Here is an 18,891-nt window from a genome sequence, read left to right on the forward strand (position 1 = left end):
GTCTTCCCCTCGGTGGGGGGAGGGACGCGTCTCCTGTTTTGGGGGCCTCCCCCCCCCGTCGCCCCTCTGCGCCCGTCGTCCCCGTTTTTGGGCCGGCCCGCCGCGACATCACGTTGTTGACGAGCAGCGCCGCGAAGACGACCGCGCAGCCGACGGCGCCGACGGCGAGAGCGGTCCTGATCCCACCCTCGGTGGGATGCAGGTCCGGTGCCAGGTTCGCGGCGAGCACCGCGCCCGCGACGGCGCTGCCGAACGAGCCGCCGACGGTGCGCAGCACCTGGTTGAAGCTCACGGCGCTGCCGAGTTCGGTGTCCGCGACACTGCGGGCGATCAGGGCGGGCATCGCCGCATACGTCATACCCATTCCCATGCCGAATCCGAACATGCCGATCAGGATTTCCCACAGTTCGTCGTGCGCGAACCAGAGCAGCACGCTCGAGGCCGTCACGAGTCCCGCCCCGGAGAGCAGCAGCGTTCTCATGCGTACCCGCTGCGAGAGCGCGCGCACGAGTCGGTTCGCGCCGAAACTCGCCACCGACAGCGGAAGCATCACGAATCCGGCCCAGAACAGCGGCAGCGCGATGCCGTACCCGGTGGAGGCGGGCGCCTGCGCGATGAGGCTGCCGATCGAGAGTCCGATGTACATCGTGGCGCCGAGACCGATCGCGGTGCTGTTCGCGACCAGTACGTCGCCGTTACGCAGCACCCGCAGGTTGATCAGCGGATTCGGGGTGCGCAGTTCCACGACGCACCACAGCGTCAGCAGTATCGCCGCGGCGGCGAAGAATCCGATGGTCCACGGGGAGGTCCATCCCCACCGCGATCCCTCGCTGACGCCGACGAGCAGTGACGCGAGACCCGTTCCGACCAGCAGAGCGCCGGGGACGTCGAGAGTGCACCGAGGTGCCCGCTCGTCCGGCCCCGCGGGAATCACCCGCCAGACGACGACGATGGTGGTGATCAGGAAAAGAGCCGCGAACCAGAAGGCGAAGCGGAATCCGAGAAGGTCGGCGAGGATGCCGGTCAGGGGGTATCCGAGCCCGAGGCCGGTGGTCACCGTCACCGACAGGCTCGAGATGCCGACGCGGGCCTGGCTGTCGGGGAGGTAGCGGCGGGCGAGCGCGATCGTCACCGGAACGATCCCGTACGTGAGTCCCTGCAAAGCGCGTCCGATCAGGAAGACGGTGAAGTTGGGGGCGGACGCGGCGATGATCGAGCCGGCGAGGATCGTCGCCAGGGAGCACAGGAGCAGGCGCTTCTTGTGGGGTCCGTCGCTCAGCCGGCCCATGATCGGCGTGGCGATCGCCCCGACCAGGAGGTTGACGGTGAGCATCCACTGTCCCGTGCTCACCTCGACGTGCATGTCCTGGGAGATCGTGGGCACCAGCAACATGCCGAGGGAACTGACGACCGCGGTGGTCAGGGCGGCATACGCGAGGGCGGGCAGTAACCGGGGGTGTGTCGCGGCGTCAGTCGGTGGGTGCATCGTCCACCAACTTGTGCAGAATCGGGACCAGGGAGTCCAGAGTCGCTTTCTCTTCCGCCGTCAACCGCTCCGCGATGGCGTGTTCCAGCCACTCCAGGCCCTTCGACCGCTCTTGCGTCAGCCTCTCGCGACCGGCATCGGTGAGCTCGATCCAGATCCGGCGCCGGTCCCGCTCGTCGGGGGTGCGCGCCACCAGGCCGAGACCTTCGAGTTCACGCACGGCCGTGGCGATCGCCTGCGGCGTGATCTTCTCGGCCGATGCGAGTGTCGAGGCCGACGTCCGTCCGTGCTTCGACAGGTACGCGAGCACACCTATCTTGCCGACGGAGATCGTCCTGCCCGCGGTGAGCTGTCGCCAGATCGGGCGCAACGCTTCCCGCAGAACCTGCGCGGTGGCCTGTTCGGTGATCATGAGCAAAGCGTACAACCCAATTGATCAATTTAGTTGTCTAAATGGGGAGGCTCACACCGCCCACCGCAGGATCGCCCGCAGCGGACAGCGTCAGCGATATCCTTGAGAGCACGTCATCGAGAGGTGAGTCCACGGTTGTATCCGCGCTGGTCATGCCGTCGGGGCCAGCGCGTGGCAGCACGAGCCGACGGAGTGAGTAGACCGGCCGATGGGTGAAGGTGACCCGCTCGACACGCAGCGGTACCCGCCGTCCCCGGCCGCGGAGTTGGCAGGCACCGGCTTCGACGACGCCCAGGAGATCGGGCGCGGCGGTTTCGGCGTCGTCTACCGCTGCACGCAGGCGGACCTGGATCGCACGGTGGCGGTGAAGGTGCTCACCGTCGATCTCGACGAGGAGAACAAGGCCCGGTTCTTCCGGGAGCAGCGGGCGATGGGCCGGATGACCGGGCACCCGAACATCGTCAACATCCTGCAGGTCGGGGCGACCGCGAGCGGTCTGCCCTACATCGTGATGCCGTATCACCCGCAGGATTCCCTCGACGTGCTCATCCGCCGCCGCGGGCCTTTGCCGTTGGCGGAGGCGCTGCGGTTGGGGGTGAAGATGGCGGGTGCGGTGGAGACGGCGCACCGGCTCGGGATCCTGCATCGGGATGTCAAACCCGCGAACATCCTGCTTTCGGATTACGGGGAGCCGGAGTTGGCGGATTTCGGCATCGCGCACATCACCGGCGGTTTCGAGACCGCGACCGGTGTCGTCACCGGGTCGCCGGCGTACACGGCGCCGGAGGTTCTCGCGGGTGATCCGCCGAGTCCGGCCGCGGACGTGTACGGGCTCGGGGCGACGTTGTTCAGTGCGCTGACCGGTCATGCCGCGTTCGAGCGTCGCAGTGGGGAGCAGGTGGTCGCGCAGTTTCTGCGGATCACCACACAGGAGGTGCCGGATCTGCGGGAGCACGGAATTCCGGACGATGTGTCCGAGGTGATCGCCCGCGCGATGTCCCGCGAGCCCGGTCAGCGACCGCCGACCGTTGCCGACTTCGGCGAGGAACTGCGGGCCCTGCAACGCAACCACGACCTCCCCGTCGACGACATGGCACTGCGCACCGAACCCGATGCGCAGAACAACGGTGAGCAACCGACCTCGCATCCCGGACGGTCGCACGGCCCGTCCACGCTGGGGGCGACGGGAAGCCTCCCGCTGGAACTGACCAGTTTCGTGGGGCGCCGGCACGAGCTCACCGAGGCGAAGAACCTGCTGGCCGGATCGCGGCTGGTGACGCTGACCGGGATCGGCGGGGTGGGCAAGACCCGGTTGGCGATGCGCGTCGCGGCTGCCGTCCAGCGCGACTACGACGACGGTGCGCGGCTGATAGAACTGGGCGAACTGCGTGACGGGTCGTCGCTGGTCGACGCGGTGGCCGCGGCGGTGGGGGTGCGGGATCATTCGACGCGGCCGTTGCGGGAGGTGCTGATCGAGTTCCTCGCGTCGAGAGAACTGCTGTTGGTCCTCGACAACTGCGAGCAGATGGTGGACGCGGTCGCCGAACTCGTGGGCCTGCTGCTGCGGGCCTGTCCGCGGGTGCGGATCCTGGCCACCAGCCGCGAACCCCTGGTCATCGGGGGAGAGGCGGTGTTGCGGGTGCCGCCCCTGGGGGTCCCGGACCCGGAGCGGACTCCGTCGGTGCGGGGGTTGCCGAAATACGATGCGGTGACGTTGTTCGCCGACCGCGCCGCTGCGGCGGTTCCCGGGTTCATGCTGACCGAGGAGAACGCGGCGGCGGTGGCGGGGATCTGTCACCGGCTCGATGGGTTGCCATTGCCGATCGAACTGGCGGCGGCCCGGTTGCGGGCGATGTCGCCCGAGCAGATCCTGCAGCGGCTGACCGACCGCTACGCCCTGCTGTCCCGCGGCAGCCGGGGTGCGCCGACGCGGCAGCAGACCCTGCGGTTGTCGGTGGACTGGAGTTTCGAACTGTGCACCGCCGGTGAACAACTGGTGTGGGGACGGTTGGCGGTGTTCGCGGGGAGTTTCGAACTCGATGCCGCGGAGCAGGTCTGCGGCGACGGTTTGGGCCCGGACGACCTGCTCGACACTCTGACGTCCCTGGCCGACAAGTCGATCCTGATCCGGGAGGAACACGGGCCGGTGGTGCGGTTCCGGATGCTCGAGACGCTCCGCGAGTACGGCTACGAGAAACTCGAGCAGACCGGCGAGACCGCGACTTTGCGCCGCCGTCACCGGGATTGGTACGAGGCCTTGGCAGTGGATGCGGACGCGGAGTGGATCAGCGCCCGACAGCTGGACTGGATCGCCCGTTTGAAGCGGGAACAACCGAACCTGCGGGAGGCCCTCGAATTCAGTGTCGACGACGATCCCGCCGCCGGCCTCCGCACCGCCACCGCACTGTTCCTGTTCTGGAGCTCCCAGGGAACATACAACGAGGGTCGGCGCTGGCTCGAACAACTACTCGCCCGCCAGAGCGGGCCACCCACCCTCGAATGGGCCAAGGCGATCTACTGCGCCAGCGTGATGGCCAACGTGCAGGGCGATCTCGAGACGGGGGCCGCGCTCGTGGCGGAGGGACGCACGCTCGCCGCACAGACCACTGACCCCATGATGCGCGCGTTCGTCTCCTTCGCCGACGGAATGCTGGCTCTTCTCGGGGGTGATCCCGTCCGCGCCCGCGCGCATCTCGAACCCGCACTCGCGGAATTCAGCGAACGCGGAGAGCGGACACTCGAAGTGGCCGCCCTGTACCCGTTGGGGACGGCTTATGGAATGTCCGGTCTGACGGACGAGGCCGTCGAACGCCACGAGCGGGTTCTCGCGATCACGGAACAGTACGGCGAGAAGATGTACCGGTCTCATTCGCTGTGGGCCTTGGGGATTGCCGTCTGGCAGCGGGGTGATGCGGATCGTGCGGTCCGGCTCCTCGACGAGGCGCTGGAGTTGACCAAGCAGGTGCGCAGTCCGCGCGTCGTCGCAGCCTGTCTCGCAGCCCTCGCGTGGATCGGCCTCGAACAACACGACGCACTCCGGGCCGCCGTGCTGCTGGGGGCCGCCGACGAGCTGGCGCGGGCGATCGGAAGTTCCGCCGTCATCCATTCCAACCTGATCGTCCACCACGAGGAATGCGCCGAGAATGCCCGGAAAGAAGTCGGCGACAAAGCATTCGCAGAAGCCAAGCGCAAAGGTGAACAACTCGGCTTCGACGCGGCCATCGCCTACGCCCTCCGCGAGCAACCGCCCGGGACCTCCACACCCGACACCGACGCGCCGGCGCGACTGACGAAGCGGGAACGCCAGGTCGCCGGCCTCATCGCCGAAGGCCTGACCAATCAGGCCATCGCCGACCGCCTCGTGATCTCACCCCGCACCGCACAAGGACACGTGGAGCACATCCTGGCGAAACTGGGCTTCACCTCACGGACCCAGGTCGCGGCCTGGGTCGTGGAGCGGACGCACGGTTAGGGTTACATGTTGGCTTCGAGGGTTTGTCCGCCGACGGTGACCGGTGAGGTCCCGACCAGAACGAACACCGTTCGTGCCCACTGGTCGGTGGAGTTGCGCCAGACGTGCATGGTCCCGCGCTGGACGATGCTGTCGCCGGTGGTCAACACCGCGACGTCTCCGCCATCCAGCACTGCTTCGAGTTGACCGCTGATCACGACGCCGTAGTCGAGGCTCTGGGTTCGATGGAACGGGAACTCACTGTTCGGAGCCCAGTCCACGATGTAGAAGGCGGTTCCGTCCGCGGTCGAGTACGTCTCGATCAACTCCGCTCCGTCCCGCGGATCCGCATTGTCGGACGGAAACGTGTCGGTGGCCCACAGCCGTGTCGCGAACGCGGTAGGGGACGCTTCGAACGCTTCGACGATCGAATCGGAAAGGACGACCGAGCGGCCGTCCGAATCATGGCCGGTGACAACACGTCGTGCCTGGTGCTTCATCTTTCGCTCTTCTTCCGGGGTGTGAGTGTGACGTGACCGAACACAGACAAGGGGTCGGCTGTCAGCCCAACCGCTCCCGGGCCCAGGCGGCGGATTCGGTGATCGTCCGGTCGGCCTCGGGGTCATTGCCCACCGCGAACGTGTGAACATGCTGTCTGCTCGGAGCGACGTCGAGCGTCACCTCGACACCCGCGGCGTCGGCCGCCTCGACGAATTTCCGTATGCCGCCGAGCAGATTCTCGTGCCCGCCCGCCGACAGGTACACCGGGGGGAATCCAGCGAGATCGGCGTACGTCGGGTTGCAGAGCGGGTCCTTGGTGCTGCGATCACCGAAGGCGAGTGAGCCCATCGCCACGATGATGGCCTTGCTCGCGAGTATGTCGTTCTCTTCGTTGACCATCCACTCGCCGTCCCAGTCGAGTCCGGGAGAGAAGGTCACCACTGCTCCGGGGGTCGGTAGGCCTCGGGTTCGGAGACTCACGACGAGCGCGAGCGCGAGTGTCCCGCCTGCAGAGTCACCCGCACTGACAATCCGGTTCGGTGCGAAGCCCTGATCGATCAGCCACCGAAACGCCGTGACCCCATCGTCGACCTGAGCGGGATAGGCGTGCTCCGGTGCGCGTCGATAGTCGACGAGCAGGACGCGAGAACCGATTTCTCGTGCGAGGTGACCGGCCATCTTCCGATGCGAGTGGGCGGATCCGGTGATGAAACCCCCGCCGTGGAAGTAGAGGACGACCGTTGCCGGATCGGCGTCCGCCGGAATGCTCCACACGGCGGAGAGTCCGTCGATGTCGACCGACTCGTAGCTGACCCCCTTCGGTTCGGTTGCGACGGTGTGCCACCCCTCCTGCATGTCCCGCATGACCTGCACCGACATCTCCGGGTCGGCCTGCATGCGGGCGACCCAATCCAGGTAGAGAGTGCGGAGGGGATCAGCGAATTCAGTCGACATCGTGGGTACCTGACCTTCGTTTCTCGGTGTGTCGGACAATGCGATGCCAGTAGTGGTTCATGGCGCTCAGTGGATTTTTGGTGAATGTCATGCCCGGCTGTCGGCCAGGTCGTCTTGGGCACTGTCGTTCACGTGTCGATTCCGCGTGCTCGCGGCGAGGACGAGAACCAGTCCGGCACCGGCGAGAGAGGGGACCATGAATGCGAGGAGACCTGCGCGTGGCGTCGCGAACAGCGCGCCGATCTGAGGGCCGAGGATCGCACCGATTCGGCCGATGCCCAGGCAGAATCCGATTGCGGATCCCCGAATTGCTGTCGGATAGTGTGCAGCGATCACGCCGTACATGAGCGTGCTGGTGCCAACGGTTCCGACGCCCGCTGCGAAAGCGGCGACGAAGAGGCCGGCCGCACCGAGTTCGGTACCGAACGCGAGCGCCAGCAGAGCGACGGCTCCGAGGAGGAAGTACGGGACTACGGTCCGCGTCGCACCACCCCGGTCCACGAGCAAGGCGCCGACGATCGTGCCCACGACCGCACCGAACTGCAGCATCATCAGCGCCAGAATTCCTTGTGTTCCACCGAAACCCAATTCCTTGGTCATACTCGGCAGCCAGGTGTTCGGGCCGTAGACGAGAATCTGGCAGCAGAACATCACCGCCGTAAAGATTGCCGTGGCAAACAGGTATCGACGCGACAGGAGCAGTCGTATGCCGCCCTTCGCCTGATCTGCTGGACGGGCTTCTGTCGCATTGAGTTCGATGCCGAACCGATTGGCGACCGCGCGTGCTTCCTCGTCGCGGCCACGCGCAGCGAGGAGGCTCGGCGATTCGGGGAGCGCGAAATACAGGATCGGGACGAGGACGATCAGCGCACCGCCAAGCAAATACAGGAGCCGCCACTGCTCGGACGGTGGCGTGGATTTCGCGAGCGCATCCGCACCGGGAAGCACGATCAGCGCGGCGACCGTGGCGAGGACACCGCCGATCGGGTATCCGGTAAGGGTGATTCCATTGAACAGCTGCTTGCGCCGGGCGGTTGCGAACTCACTGGCCAGGGCTACCGCGGCGGGGACGACAGCACCGAGTCCGACGCCGGAGAGAACGCGGCCGATTCCGAAGACCGTGAAGCTGGGCGCGAACGCACACACCAGGCACAACAATGAGAACCAGGTGACACCAGCCAAGATCACGGCGCGCCGCCCGATGCGGTCGGCGAGAGTACCGGCGACGAGGAAGCCGACCATCAGGCCGCACAGAGTCATGCTGTGAACGTCCGCCAGTGCAGATTTTTCCAGCCCCCACTGGTGCATGAGCGAGGGCAGAGTTGCACCGAAGACGATCAGGTCGTATCCGTCAGCGAGAATCGTGGCGAAACACAGGGCCAACACCAGACCGGGGCCACGAGAGGCTGACGCGCTGGGGGTGAGCGAAGTGGGCATGTGTTGCTTTCATGTCGGGAGAATGACTGCAAGCCGGCATGTAACTCGGCTCACACTCATGAAACATGAGAGGCAGCATCGAATCGACTGAAAAATCTCGAAGTTCGAATTCGGTCCACGGCAATCAGAGGGTCCTTCGGAAAACCTGAATTCGAACTTCGTCAGAAGTCAATTGATCGGCGATTGGGTGAGTCATAAACTCGGACACAAGGTGCTCGCCGCCAAGTCGACAGCAGAATGGGTCGAGGCCCTCGGTCAGGCAGACATCCCGGCTACCGCGAGGAACACCCCGGAGATGCTGCTCGACGACCCTCACATCAGGACTACGGCGAGCGACCGCCGGTCCAGTGCGCGGTCGGGCCGTCGGCCGGGATGACGCCGAGCTCAACGAGTTTCTCGGCGGAGCCGGGCCACGGCCCTCGAGACGACACATTCAGCAATGGAAGAGGACACAGTATGAAGAAGATTCGGATCGGATCTGGAAGTGGATTCTGGGGCGACAATCTGGACCCTGCGATCGAGATTGCCAAGCACGGTGACGTGCAGTACCTCGCATACGACTTCCTGGGCGAGCCGACCATCCCGTCCCTGCAGAAGATGCAGCGCAAGGATGCGTCGCGCGGCTATGTCCCGTCGATCCGCGCTGTGGTCCGTGGTGTGCTGCCGATCTGTCTGGAAAAGGGCATCAAGATCTTGACCAACGCGGGTGCTGCCAATCCGCAGGCCTGTGCTGACACGATCCTGACCACCGCGAAGGAACTCGGGATCACCAAGCTGAAGGTGGGTATCGTCACCACCAACGATGTTCAGGCCAAGGTCGAGGAACTTCTCGACAACGGAGTCCAGTTCACCAACCTCGACAACGGCGACGCGGATCTCGGCCGAGTGCGCGACAAGATCGTGGGATCGTATGTCTACTCCGGCGCCTACGGTTACGTGGAGGCGCTCGAAGCGGGCTGCGACATCATCATCTCCGATCGAGCCACCGACGACGCGGCTATTCTGGCCCCGCTCGTCCACGAGTTCGGCTGGAAGTGGGACGAGTGGGACAACCTCGCGATCGGCATCCTCGCCGGACATCTGATCGAGTGTGGCGCGGCGTGCAGCGGCGGGATCTCGAGCCTGTGGCGCGAGATTCCCGAGCCCTGGAATATCGGTTACCCGATCGCCGAGGTCAACGAGAGCGGTGAACTGTTCATCACCAAAGTGGACGGCACCGGCGGCGTCATCAACCAGGTCACCTTGACCGAGCACCTCCTGTACGAAGTGCACGACCCGGGAAACTACCTGATGCCTGAGGTGATCACGGATTTCACCAACGTCGAGATGGACGAGGTCGCCAAGGACCGTGTCAAGGTATGGGGCGCCAAGGGCAAGCCACGTCCGGACACCCTCAAGGCGGGCATCGCCTACATGGACGGTTTCATCGGCGAGGCCGAGTCGTCGGTGACCTGGCCGGACGCCGTCGAAAAGGCCGAGCGGTCGATCGAGATCATCAAGAAGCGTCTGGAGATGGTAAACCTCGATGCCGAGGAAGTCCGGTTCGACATGATCGGCGTCAACTCGTGCCACTGGTCGGCGTCGCCCGCTCCGGACCCGGACATCAACGAGGTCCGTATTCGCGTCGCGGCCAAGTGCGCCGAGCGTGCAGAGGCAGCGAAGGTAGCTCGCGAATGCGTGATGCTGATGGGCACCGGCCCGATCGGATCGACCGGTCAGCTCAACACTCCGCCGCCGCGCGAGGTTTTCGCACTGTGGCCGACCTTGATTCCGCGCGAGGAGATCTCGCAGACCGTCGAGACTAGGGAACTGTGACGACATGAGCCGTATCCATTTGAACGACATCGCCTACGCCCGCTCCGGCGACAAGGGCGACATCTGCAATATCGCTGTCATTGCCAAGGAGAAGCGCTTTTACCCGCTGATCCTGGAGTACCTGACCGCAGACGTGGTCAAGGAGTTCTTCGGCGAGATGGTCAAGGGCGAGGTGGACCGCTACGAGGTGCGCACCCTGGAAGCGATGAATTTCGTTCTGCGCAATGCACTCGGCGGCGGAGCCACGCGTAGTCTGCGTGCCGACTTCACCGGCAAGACGATGTGCCAGGCCCTGCTGCGCATCGATTTCGAGGTCGCCGAGCCCGATCTGCACTTGATCCGTGAGTCTTTCGGCGCAGACCCGGTCCTTCAGGGCCGGGGATAGCCGATCTGGATTTGTCGGACCGTGTGGCTAGTGTCTTCGGTCATGGCGGGGAGGGTGGTCAAGCGGGCGTTCAAGTTTCGTTTCTATCCGACTGTGGTGCAGGCGGAACAGCTTGCTCGGACGTTCGGGTGCACCCGGTATGTCTACAACCGGGCACTGGCCGAGCGGACGCGGACCTGGGCGCAGGAGCAGCGTCGGGTGACATACGCGGATACCTCGACGATGCTCACCGGGTGGAAGCGGGACGCGGAGACCGCGTGGTTGGCGGAGCCGTCGAAGGGGCCGCTGCAGGAGTCGCTGCGGCAGTTGCAGGGTGCGTTCGAGAAGTTCTGGCGCAAGCAGACCCGCTACCCGCAGTTCAAGAAGAAGGGTCAGTCGAAGGATTCGGCGACCTACTTCTCGAACTGCTTCACCTACCGCGGTGGGCAGCTCCGGTTGGCCAAGCAGTCCGAACCCCTGGATATTCGGTGGTCGAGGCCGCTGCCGGAGGGGGCTGTGCCGTCGCAGGTGACGGTCTCGCGCAATGCTCGCGGTCAGTACCATATTTCGATCCTCGTCGAGGACATGATTCCCGAACTCGAGCCGGTCGATCGGGTGGTCGGGCTCGATGCCGGGATCACGAGCCTGTACACGCTCTCGACGGGGGAGAAGATCACCAACCCGCGCCATGAGCGCAGGGACCGTGTGCGGTTGGCGAAGGCGCAACGGGTGCTCGCCAAGAAGGAGAAAGGGTCCCGTAACCGGGCCAAGGCCCGACTGAAGGTCGCGAAGATTCATGGCCGGATCGCTGATCGGCGCCGTGATTATCTGCACACACTCTCCACTCGTTTGGTGCGCGAAAACCAAGTGATCGCCATCGAGGATCTGAGTGTGCGGAACATGGTGAAGAATCGGTCGTTGTCTCGGGTGATCTCGGATGCGGGGTGGTCCGAGTTCCGGTCGATGCTCGAGTACAAGGCCGACTGGTACGGGCGGCGGGTGGTGGCGGTCGACCGGTTCTGTCCGTCGTCGAAGACCTGCTCGGTGTGCGGGGAGGTCGCTTCGGCGATGCCGCTGAATGTGCGGGAGTGGGCGTGCCGGTGCGGCGTCGTCCACGACCGGGATGTGAATGCGGCGAGGAATATTTTGGCCGTCGGACTGGCGGTGGCAGCCTGCGGAGACGGTGTGAGACCACCCCGCACATAACGTGCGGGGCGGCGACTGTCGGTGAAACAGGAACCTCGGGACGTGAGTTTCGAGGGGAATCTCGGTAGTTCACGGCCGAGAGGACGTCAAGCACTGATCGGTTCGATTCAGTACTGCACAATCGACAAGAGTTCGGAGATCCCGAGATGAGTGACAAAGCGCAAGTTGTCGGCGTCAACATGGTGAAATTCGCCAAGCCCGGCGCACACGACCCGTACGAGGTGATGGCTGCGGAGGCGATCCGCGGGGCCCTCGCCGACGCGGGAATCGACTACTCCCTGGTACAGCAGGCATTCGCCGGCTATGTGTACGGCGACAGTACGTGTGGTCAGCGCGCGGTGTACTCGGTCGGGATGTCCGGCATTCCCGTGTACAACTTGAACAACTACTGCGCGTCCGGTTCGTCCGCGCTCATGCTCGCCCGCCAGGCAGTCGAGACCGGGATCGTGGACTGCGCGCTGGCGTTCGGATTCGAGGAGATGACACCGGGTGCCCTCGGCAGCGCGTTCCCTGATCGGACGTCTCCGGTGGGCTGGATTCACGAGCGTCGGGTGGAGCTGCATCCGGAGCTGCCGACCGATGCCCCACGTGCGATCCAGGCATTCGGCGCGGCCGGGTGGGAGTACATCGAGCGGTACGGTGCGAATCCGGACATCTTTGCGCGAGTTGCGGTCAAGTCCCGTACCCACGCGAGTAACAACCCGTATGCGCTGTTCACCAAGCCTCTGACCGTCGATCAGGTGATGGAAGCGCCGAGCCTGTTCCCGTATCTGACCCGCTTCATGGCGTGCCCCCCCACTTGCGGAGCGGCAGCTGCGATCGTGGTCAGCAAAGCCTTCGCCCAGCGACACGGACTTGCGGGCGGTGTCGAGATAATCGGGCAGTCGATGACCACCGACACCGAGGCCAGTTCGGTCGACCTGATCAACCTGGTCGGCGCCGACATGACGCGCCGTGCGGCGGCAGAAGTGTACGAATCGGCCGGCGTCGGCCCCGAGGACGTCGACGTCGTCGAGTTGCACGACTGCTTCACGCCGAACGAAGTCATCAGCTACGAAGGCCTGGGCCTGTGCGCCGAAGGTACTGCGGAGAAGCTCATTCTGAACGGGGACAACACTTACGGAGGCAAGTATGTGGTGAACCCATCCGGTGGGCTGATGTCCAAGGGCCATCCGCTCGGTGCGACCGGTCTTGCGCAATGCGCCGAGCTCGTCTGGCACCTGCGCGGCACGGCAGGACAGCGGCAGGTCGAAGATGCACGGATCGGCCTACAGCACAATATCGGGCTGGGGGGCGCGTGCGTCGTCACCATGTATCGGAGGGTGTCATGACCGTCTCCGGTCCGCTCGACGGGGTCAGGGTCCTCGATCTCACTTCGAACGTGATGGGGCCGTTCGCGTCTTTGCACCTGGCGGACATGGGCGCCGACGTGTGGAAAATCGAATCCGGCGGTGGGGACACGATCCGCAGGGTCGGTCCGGCGCGGAACGTGGGGATGAGTTCGAACTTTCTGCACTTGAATCGTAACAAGCGGTCGATCGTGCTCGATTTGAAATCGGAGGGTGGGGCATCGGTGCTTCGCCGGATGATCGCCGGCGCTGACGTGTTCTTGTACAGCATGCGTCCGAAAGCAATGCGTTCGCTCGGGTTCTCCTATGACGATGTGCGCGAAATCAATCCACGGATCGTCTACGCCGGCGCGATGGGTTTCGGCCAGAGCGGGCCCTATGCGGACCGCCCTGCGTATGACGATCTGATTCAGGCGGCGTCGGGAATGGCTGCATTGCAGAACCGGAAGGTTGGTAGCCCGGAGTTCGTCGCCACACCGATCGCAGACCGGGTGGTCGGCATATCTACCGCGATGGCTGTCTGTGCTGCGCTCTATCACCGCAACGTCACGGGTGTTGGGCAAGAAGTCCAGGTTCCGATGTTCGAGACATTCGCGCAGTTGGTTCTCGGGGACCACCTGTGGGGGCACTCTTTCGATCCGCCGATTGGCGACTGGGGCTATGCGCGGACGATGAATCCGGACCGTCGTCCGTACCGGACGAAGGACGGGCGGTACGTCGCTGTCAGCATTTACATCGACAAGCACTGGCGGAGCTTCTTTCAGGTCGCGGGCCGTCCAGACTTGGCCGACCATCCGAAATTCGCCGACGTGCACACCCGCGCCGAGAACATGCCGGAGTTGCTGCGTCTTCTGTCGGACATCTTTACAACACGTCCGGCGGACGAATGGCTGGCCGACCTGGCGGCTGCAGATGTCCCGGCGATCGAGACGAACACTCCCGCAGGGGCACTCGATGATCCTCACCTGCGGCAGACCGGCTTCTCGTTTGTCGAAGAACATCCGTCCGAAGGCAGGATCAATTCACTCGGCATCCCGCAGACATGGAGCTCCTGTGCCCCGGCGGTCCGCCATCCGGCGCCACGGCTCGGAGAGCACTCGGTCCAGCTCTCGCGTGAGGCCGGAGTGAGTGAAGGCGAAATCGGCACGCTCCTCGCATCCGGTGCGGTGACCGACGAGCTCGGACAGTGCGATGTGGTGGGTGCCCGATGAGTGAGCGGGTGGTGTCGGACCTCGAAGGGAAAGTCGCGATCGTCACCGGCGGGTCCGGCGGGATCGGGCGCGGTATTGCCGCCAGATTGGGCGCTCGCGGAGCGACCGTGGTTGTCAACGGGCGCAGCGAGGAGCGAGCTGCATACGTGGTCGACGAGATCCGCGCGGCAGGCGGAAACGCGCACTTCCAATCCGGGGACGTCGGGTCAACCAGCGATATGCGGACGTTGACCCAGTCCGTCGTCGAGCAGTTCGGTCGTATCGACATCGTCGTGCCCAATGCCGGCGGGTTTGACGAGCAGGCGCGCGATCCGAAGGTCCGTGGGCCGTTCGCAGGCATCGATCTGGAACGGGTCACGAATTTCGCAGGTCAAGCTTTGCTCGGAAAGCTGGCGGTGGTGCAGGCGTCGGTGCCGTACCTGCGGGAGAACGGTGGGTCGGTGGTATTTGTTACCTCGGAGGGCGGACGTGCACCGACTCCGGGGCAGACGGGCATCGCAGCATTCTCGGCCGGGTTGATCCAGGTGAGCAAACTGTTGTCGAAGGAACTCTCCAGAGACAAGATCCGAGTCAACTGCGTGTGCGTGACTGTCGTCCGGGACACACCGTCGTGGCAGGCTGCGTTCGATCACGATGACGCCGTCTCCGTGGCGCACCGTCGACAGTACGAGAAGATAGTCGAGAGGGCACCATTCGGTATCGCCTCACCTCCGGATATCGGTGACGTGGTGAGTTTTCTCGCGTCCGACGAATCGAGGTATTTGACGGGCGCGGTACTCAGCCCTACCGGAGGCCTCACCCTTCACTGATCGGCATCCGTATGCCGCGGTCTGGACTGCCGGATTCGCAACCGGTCTCGAATCGTGTGCGGACGTCACACGCGAAGAGTCCCGCCGGTGTGCACCGATTCGTGTTGGCGAACAGTGTATTTCACGGATGCCGATGGGGCCGCCTTCTGATGCTGGTGGGTCGAACCGCGTCGACTCGAGTGCGACGCTCGGTGGGTGTGGTGCTGTCACGCGGTTGGTGACAAGCGCGACGGTTACCGCCGCACAGGCCGGCGCGTCGAGGGTGAGGGCGGTGCCGATTCCGGTCTCGGTGGGATGCGGGTCCCGAGCGAGATGCGCGCCGAGCACGGCACCGGAGACGGCGCTGCAAACGGACCCGCCGACGGTGCGGAGCACCTGGTTGAAGCTGACAGCACTGCCGAGTTCGGTGGCTGCGACGGTGCGTGCGATCAGGGCGGCATGGCGGCGTACGTTGTGCCAAGCAGAATGTCCGCATGCGCCAGCGGTGCGCCAGAATCCGGACAAACTGGTTCTCCCCGACACTGGCCACCGTAAGGGGCAGCATCACGAATCCGGCCCAGAACAGGGGGAGGGTGATGCGGCGACCAGCACATCCCTGTCGCGTAGTACGCGCAGGTTGATCAATGGATGGTCGGTCCGCAGTTCGAGGAGTGCCCACACCGCCAGGAGAATAGTGGCGCCGATGGAGAATCCGACGGTCCACGGGGACGTCCCCCCACACCACTGCGCCGGCGAGGAGGGTGAACAGCGGCGGCGGCATCACTGCTCACCGTATCGCCCACACTCACCTCGAGGCTGCTGCCGACGTCCTCGACAGCATCGAAGGCGACTGACCGAGAAGTGTGACCGTATGTCGGGATGGTTCCCGGGTGACGATGCGATGAACGATGAGTGCCACGGAGCAGGAGCAGGGGCCAGCCGGTAGTCAGTGCCTTGGGCGAAGTGCCATGAGTCGGTCGTGCGAGGTCGTCCCGGCCTCTGCACTCCAGGTGATGAGTTGTTGATCGGGGTCGCCCACACATGCCAGTGTGTCCCAGTCGAGGGTGATTTCACCGACCTCCGGGTGGTTGAACCGTTTGACACCGCGGTTGCGAATCGCGACCTGATGGTCGCTCCACCAGCGCCTGAAGTCGACGTCCTGGATGGACAGCTCCCCGACAAGTTCCGTGAGCCGCGGGTCGTGCGGATCACGCGCGACTTCCATGTGGAGCAGCGCGACGCAGAGTCGACCAGATTGTTCCCAGTCGGGATAGAGACGTCGTACCGCGGGATCGGTGAATACCATTCTCACGTAATTACGTTGGCGCGCCGGCAACTGATCGAAATCGGTGACCATCAACGCGGCTGCCATCGCGTTCCATCCGAGCACGTCCATTCTCCGGCCGAGTAGCAGCGCCGGAATCGTTGCGAGATCGTCGAGCAGTCGCAGCAGGTGCGGTGATGCGCGCTGGGCTTTGCGCTGACGCGGCTGTGCAGGAGGGCGCATCGACAGTTCGAGAAGATAGTCACGGGCTGCCTGGTCCAGACGTAACGCGCTGGCGATGGTTTCCAGGGTCGGCCACGGCGCCCCACGGCGCCCCTGCTCGATGCGGGCGTAGTAGTCGGTGCTGATCGCCGCCAGCGCCGCGACTTCTTCCCGGCGGAGGCCCTGTGCCCGACGGCGTCGGCCGGAGTCCCGGGACAACCCGACGTCCTCCGGTTGTATGGCCAGACGCCTGGTTTTGAGGAAATCACCGATCTCGGTACGGCGCTCGACCTGCTCGTTGTGCGCATTCACATTACGAATGATGGCAAACGAACCTGAACCATGTATAGGGGGACAATTTGTCCCTGGACAAAATTGGCCGCTGTGCAGTCCCATGGAGTGAGGCAATATCGGTGGCACAGCGATCCGCCCGAAGCGCCCGGCGCAGTTCGCGCCGGAATTGCTCGCCCCCTCGCCCGCACCGGAAACACCTCGCCGAGGTGACGGCGGTTCGTTCGGTGGGCGGGAGAACACACTCGACCAGGAGGAACATCGAAATGACGAAGGTGCTGATCATCGGCGCCAACGGACGAATCGCACGGTGGGCGGTCGAGATGCTCGCCGGGAAGGAAATAGACCTGACGCTGTTCGTGCGCGACGCGAGTCGACTCGCTGGAGCACCCGACGCCGCACAGGTCGTCGAGGGCGATGCACGCAACGAGGAGGCAGTGGCCGAGGCCGTGCGCGGTCAGGACATCGTCTATGCAAATCTCGCAGGTGAAATCGACACCCAAGCCGAGCGCATTGTCGCGGCGATGCAGAGCCAGAGGGTGCAACGCCTGATCTTCGTGACCGCTCTCGGTATCTACGACGAAGTACCCGGCCCGTTCGGGCAATGGAATCGACGCCAGATCGGCAGCGTCCTGGACACCTATCGCGCGGCCGCCGACACGATCGAGGCGTCCACCCTCGACTACACGATCCTGCGGCCTGCCTGGCTCACAGACAACGACGAGATCTCGTACGAGGTCACGCAACGGAATGAACCGTTCAAGGGCACAGAGGTCTCCCGCAAGAGCGTCGCCGCACTGATAGCCGACATCATCAGCTCCCCGGACACCTGGAGCCGGACGAACCTCGGTGTCGACAAACCTGGGACAGACGGGGACCGGCCCGCATTCATGTGAATGCCCACGCCAAACTCGTTCCCCCGGTGAGCAGTTACGTCACCGAACAGAACACACGCACACAAGAAAGGCACCCCACAATGACCGACAACATCGAGACCGTGAGCATCAAGGCGCTGTACTGGGATATCGCAGCAGACATCTACTTCCCTCCAGGGTTCGACAAGTCCAACAAGTACCCGGTCGTCATCAGCGCCCATCCCATCGGGAGCTGCAAGGAGCAGACCTCCGGCAACGTCTACGGCAGCGCCCTTGCCGCGGAGGGGTTCGTGGTGCTCGCGTTCGACGCGAGCTTCCAGGGCGCCAGCGGCGGCGAGCCGCGCTTCCTCGAGGACCCCACATTCCGGGTCCAGGACTTCAGCTACGTCATCGACTACCTGGTCACGCTGCCCTACGTGGACGACGATCGAATCGGCGTCCTCGGAATCTGTGGCGCGGGCGGCTACGCGGTCAACGCCACGATGACCGAGCGCCGGATCAAGGCCCTGGGCACGGTCACGGGCGCGAACTACGGTCGGCTGATGCACGAGTCCTTCACCGGCTACAACCCCATCGGCGCCCTCGAGGCCATGGCCGCGCAGCGCACCGCCGAAGCGCGTGGCGCGGAGTTGCGGGTGGACGACTTGCTGCCGCCTTCCCCGGAGGTCGCCAAAGAAAAGGGTCTGACCGAGATCGACGTGTACGAGGCGACCGAGTACTACCGCACCGACCGCGGACAGAAACCGCACGGTCTCAATCGATCGCTGTTCTCCCACCAGGCCACCGCCGTCGGCTGGGATGCTTTCAACCGCGCCGAAGTGCTCCTGACCCAGCCGATGTGCATTGTCGTCGGTGACAAACCCGGCGCGTTCGGAGCGTACCGCGACGGCCTGGAAATCATTCGGCGCGCAGCATCGAAGGACAAGGAACTCGTTGTGGCCGAGGGATTCTCGCACTACGACCTCTACGACAAGCCCGAACCCGTCAAGATCGCCCTCGACAAGCTGATTCCCTTCTACAAGAAGCACCTCTGATATTGACGCGGGGTGGGTTATCGATGCCCGAGACGGTAACCCACCCAGTCTCGAATCCAGCCAATATCACCTGACCGATCACCTGACCGCGACGGGCGCTTTCCCTCGACCGGGTGATGCACAAGGGGTGCCTGGAGTGGCCTCGTTCCCCGCGCGTGGAGTACCTAAAAGAGGGGGAAGAGGCACAACCCTCCCCCCCCCCCCTTTTCTTCAAACTCCCGGATCCCATCC

15 protein-coding genes are annotated in these 18,891 nt (G+C 64.6%); 9 read left to right on the forward strand and 6 right to left on the reverse strand.

Annotated elements, in window-relative coordinates:
• Nucleotides 1-1,486 (reverse strand): MFS transporter (locus tag ACFU5V_RS07755; RefSeq protein ID WP_378698143.1); only part of this gene is annotated, 1,486 nt, incomplete at its 3' end.
• Nucleotides 1,470-1,898, reverse strand: a complete 429-nt coding sequence (locus ACFU5V_RS07760) for a MarR family winged helix-turn-helix transcriptional regulator (RefSeq protein WP_378698145.1) — start codon at nucleotides 1,896-1,898, stop codon at nucleotides 1,470-1,472. The genes ACFU5V_RS07755 and ACFU5V_RS07760, both read right to left, overlap by 17 nt.
• 208 nt (nucleotides 1,899-2,106) lie before the next feature.
• On the opposite strand from ACFU5V_RS07760, the gene ACFU5V_RS07765 reads away from it, so the two are divergent.
• Nucleotides 2,107-5,370 (forward strand): protein kinase, encoded by a 3,264-nt coding sequence (locus ACFU5V_RS07765; RefSeq protein WP_378698146.1) that lies wholly within the window; start codon nucleotides 2,107-2,109, stop codon nucleotides 5,368-5,370.
• A gap of 2 nt (nucleotides 5,371-5,372) precedes the next feature.
• Here ACFU5V_RS07765 and ACFU5V_RS07770 read toward each other — a convergent pair whose 3' ends face one another.
• The 3 genes from ACFU5V_RS07770 to ACFU5V_RS07780 form a co-directional block, all read right to left on the reverse strand.
• Nucleotides 5,373-5,849 carry a cupin domain-containing protein gene (locus ACFU5V_RS07770; protein WP_378698148.1) on the reverse strand — a complete coding sequence of 159 codons (477 nt, stop codon included), beginning with the start codon at nucleotides 5,847-5,849 and terminating at the stop codon, nucleotides 5,373-5,375.
• 61 nt (nucleotides 5,850-5,910) lie between these two features.
• Nucleotides 5,911-6,804, reverse strand: a complete 894-nt coding sequence (locus ACFU5V_RS07775) for an alpha/beta hydrolase (RefSeq protein ID WP_378698151.1) — start codon at nucleotides 6,802-6,804, stop codon at nucleotides 5,911-5,913.
• Nucleotides 6,805-6,891: 87 nt separating this feature from the next.
• The gene (locus tag ACFU5V_RS07780) at nucleotides 6,892-8,241 is read right to left on the reverse strand and encodes an MFS transporter (RefSeq protein ID WP_378698153.1); all 1,350 of its coding nucleotides are present in this window, start codon (nucleotides 8,239-8,241) and stop codon (nucleotides 6,892-6,894) included.
• A 456-nt stretch (nucleotides 8,242-8,697) separates the two neighbouring features.
• Here ACFU5V_RS07780 and ACFU5V_RS07785 point away from each other — a divergent pair, with 456 nt between their 5' ends.
• The 6 genes from ACFU5V_RS07785 (at nucleotide 8,698) to ACFU5V_RS07810 (ending at nucleotide 14,995) form a co-directional block, all read left to right on the forward strand.
• Nucleotides 8,698-10,056, forward strand: coding sequence for an acyclic terpene utilization AtuA family protein (locus ACFU5V_RS07785; RefSeq protein WP_378698155.1), 1,359 nt, complete (start codon nucleotides 8,698-8,700; stop codon nucleotides 10,054-10,056).
• Between the two features lie 4 nt (nucleotides 10,057-10,060).
• Nucleotides 10,061-10,441 (forward strand): hypothetical protein, encoded by a 381-nt coding sequence (locus ACFU5V_RS07790; RefSeq protein WP_378435948.1) that lies wholly within the window; start codon nucleotides 10,061-10,063, stop codon nucleotides 10,439-10,441.
• Between the two features lie 42 nt (nucleotides 10,442-10,483).
• Nucleotides 10,484-11,626 carry an RNA-guided endonuclease InsQ/TnpB family protein gene (locus ACFU5V_RS07795; RefSeq protein WP_378698157.1) on the forward strand — a complete coding sequence of 381 codons (1,143 nt, stop codon included), beginning with the start codon at nucleotides 10,484-10,486 and terminating at the stop codon, nucleotides 11,624-11,626.
• A 146-nt stretch (nucleotides 11,627-11,772) separates the two neighbouring features.
• The gene (locus ACFU5V_RS07800; protein ID WP_378698159.1) at nucleotides 11,773-12,957 is read left to right on the forward strand and encodes a lipid-transfer protein; all 1,185 of its coding nucleotides are present in this window, start codon (nucleotides 11,773-11,775) and stop codon (nucleotides 12,955-12,957) included.
• Nucleotides 12,954-14,186, forward strand: a complete 1,233-nt coding sequence (locus ACFU5V_RS07805) for a CaiB/BaiF CoA transferase family protein (protein ID WP_378698161.1) — start codon at nucleotides 12,954-12,956, stop codon at nucleotides 14,184-14,186. Before ACFU5V_RS07800 ends, ACFU5V_RS07805 begins: the two co-directional genes overlap by 4 nt.
• A complete protein-coding gene (locus tag ACFU5V_RS07810) occupies nucleotides 14,183-14,995 on the forward strand; it encodes an SDR family NAD(P)-dependent oxidoreductase (protein ID WP_378698163.1) in 813 nt (270 codons plus the stop codon). Before ACFU5V_RS07805 ends, ACFU5V_RS07810 begins: the two co-directional genes overlap by 4 nt.
• 925 nt (nucleotides 14,996-15,920) lie before the next feature.
• On the opposite strand, the gene ACFU5V_RS07815 is transcribed toward ACFU5V_RS07810, so the two are convergent.
• The gene (locus ACFU5V_RS07815; protein WP_378698165.1) at nucleotides 15,921-16,772 is read right to left on the reverse strand and encodes a helix-turn-helix domain-containing protein; all 852 of its coding nucleotides are present in this window, start codon (nucleotides 16,770-16,772) and stop codon (nucleotides 15,921-15,923) included.
• A gap of 245 nt (nucleotides 16,773-17,017) precedes the next feature.
• On the opposite strand from ACFU5V_RS07815, the gene ACFU5V_RS07820 reads away from it, so the two are divergent.
• Both ACFU5V_RS07820 and ACFU5V_RS07825 read left to right on the forward strand, forming a co-directional pair.
• Nucleotides 17,018-17,647, forward strand: a complete 630-nt coding sequence (locus ACFU5V_RS07820) for an SDR family oxidoreductase (RefSeq protein ID WP_378698166.1) — start codon at nucleotides 17,018-17,020, stop codon at nucleotides 17,645-17,647.
• A gap of 80 nt (nucleotides 17,648-17,727) precedes the next feature.
• Entirely contained in the window at nucleotides 17,728-18,660 is a 933-nt protein-coding gene (locus ACFU5V_RS07825; protein ID WP_378435931.1) for an alpha/beta hydrolase, read from the forward strand.
• The last annotated feature ends 231 nt before the right edge of the window (nucleotides 18,661-18,891 follow it).

The sequence above is a fragment of the Rhodococcus sp. NPDC057529 genome (genome assembly GCF_042802055.1).
Classification (GTDB): Bacteria; Actinomycetota; Actinomycetes; order Mycobacteriales; family Mycobacteriaceae; genus Rhodococcus_F.